The organism is Frankia sp. CcWB2, assembly GCF_977927585.1.
The window spans coordinates 1-2,269 of the sequence record NZ_CDWRCM010000088.1; the positions used below are offsets into that span (position 1 = coordinate 1).

The 2,269-nt window shown below is 69.7% G+C and carries 2 protein-coding genes; both read right to left on the reverse strand.

Annotated features, from left to right (window positions below; genetic code table 11):
• Positions 1-49: 49 nt before the first annotated feature.
• Positions 50-712, reverse strand: coding sequence for a TIGR03085 family metal-binding protein (locus tag ACY45C_RS11245; RefSeq protein WP_462187562.1), 663 nt, complete (start codon positions 710-712; stop codon positions 50-52).
• Positions 713-739: 27 nt separating this feature from the next.
• Positions 740-2,269, reverse strand: a 1,530-nt coding sequence (locus tag ACY45C_RS11250; protein ID WP_462187563.1) for a sensor histidine kinase, incomplete at its 5' end; no start/stop codon positions are given.

The following is a 2,269-nucleotide window of genomic DNA, read 5'->3' on the forward strand; positions in this document are numbered from 1 at the left end:
CGGAAACCAGCCGGTCAACGCATCGAAACCCCATGTGCGGAAGACAGACCTAGAGACCGGTGGGAGCCGCGCGGAACCGCTCGATGTCGGCGTCGGAACCGCGCAGCTCGACCCGGGCGACCTGGCCCCGCCCGAACGCGTACAGCACGATCTCCTCAGGCGGCCCGACGATCTCCACCACCGGCTCGCCGCCGTGCAGGGTGCGCCGGCCAGGAGCGTCCGTACGCTCCGCCACGACACCCAGGCCGGCTCGCCGGAACCCGGCGAACCCGATCAGCAACAGAGCGGTCCACATCGCGTCACGGCTCCTGGTGTCAAGCTCGCGAGGCTCCCAGCCGGGGGCGGCGCGGCGGATGTCCTCGGCGTGCACGAAGAACTCGACCAGGTTCGTGGCATCGTCGATCAGGCCGATGCGGGTCGGCTGCCACCACGGCGGCCCGGCACGGAACGTCTCGACCAGCTCGGGAAAGGTGTGGGCCCGCATGGTGGCTCGCTCGGCCCGTTCCGTGATGCCGTGCAGCCGACCGACGATGAGCCCGGGAGCGGCCCACGGCACCCGCTCGCGGGTGACCAGGTGCGCCACCAGATCATGGTTTGTCCATCCGGCGCAGAGGGTGGACGCCGCCGGGCCACGCTCGGCCAGCAGGTCCGCGAGCTCCCGCCGCTGCGCCCGGGCTCCTCGCCGGGTGAGAACCGCTCCTGACCCCATCATGTGCGGCACTCTAGGCGATGAGGCGACTCATGGCGGGTCTCCGGCCGTTGGAAGTCTCCGGTTAGGGAAGGTGAACCGGAAGGTGGTTCCGTCCTTCACCGCGCCGTCCAGCCAGATCCGGCCGCCGTGGAACTCGACGATCTTACGACACAACGCCAGCCCGATGCCCGTGCCCTCGTAGACATCCCGGCCGTGCAGCCGCTGAAAGATCACGAAAATCTTCTCAGCGTACTCCGGATCGATTCCGATCCCGTTGTCGGCGCAGTACAGCTCCCACTCGTCCGCCCGGTCGACGACACCGACATGCACGGCGGGAACCGTCTCGGCCCGGAACTTCAGCGCGTTCCCGATCAGGTTCGCGAACAGCTGGGTGAGCAGGACGGGGTCCCCGCGCACGACCGGCAGATCATCCGCGGTGACCTCGGCCTGGGCACTCTCGATCGCGATGGACAGCGCCCCCGTCGCCCGTTCAAAGATCTCACCCAGGGGCACATCGACGAAACCGTCGGTAGTCCGTCCGACCCGGGAGAAGGCCAGCAGATCGTTGATGAGCTGCTGCATCCGCTTCGCGCCGTCCACCGCGAAAGCGATGTACTGGATGCCCCGCTCGTCGAGCTTGTCACCGTAGCGTCGCTCCAGGAGCTGGCAGAAACTCGCCACCTTCCGCAGCGGCTCCTGCAGGTCGTGCGAGGCGACATAGGCGAACTGCTCCAGGTCACGATTGGAGCGCCGCAGCACCTCGGCCTGCGCCTCCACCGCGGACCGCGCCGCCCGCGCGACCCCGAGCTCCCCGATCAGCTGGCGTCGCATCGACTCCACGTCGGCGGCGAGCGAGGCGATGTCCGGGGGACCGGTCGGCTCGACCACGTGATCGAGATGTCCGGAGGCGACGGTCCGCGCATCGTCGCCCACCCGTTCGAGCGGGCGGGTGACCCAGGACCGTAACGCCCGCGCGATGACCGCCAGGAGTATGGCCATGACAGCCGCGCCGGTCACCAGCGCGAAGATCAGGAAACGGAGCGCCGCCGTGACGTGCTGGCGAGCCCGGACCTCCTTGGCCCGCAGGTCCGCCTCGAGGTCCCCGGCCGCGGCGCGGACCGCCTCGAAGCGGGTCTTGCCGAACTCCGGTGACAACAGGCGGGCCGCGGCGGGACCGCCCACCCGCACCGCGTTGATGGCCGGATCGGCGTAGTCGCCGTGCCAGGCCCGGATCCGGTCCTCCAGCACGGCGAGCCTCGCCAGCAGGACGGGGCGCTCCACAAGCCGTCGGTGCAGGTCCGCGAGCAGCCTACGCTCGGCCCTGCGCCCTTCGTTGTAGGGCTCCAGGAAGTCCTCGCTGCCCTGGAGCAGGTAGCCCCGCATCCCGGTCTCCTGGTCGACCAGGCTGGAGACCAGCTCGGTGGAGCTCAGCAGAGCCGGGGTGAGGACGTCGCTGCGCGTGTGCAGGGCGTCGTCGAGCCGGACCAACGACGAGACGACAAGACCAGCGACGATCATCAGCACCATCGCCGCCACCATGTAGGTCACCTCAAGTCGACGGCGCAGGCGCCAGACGGG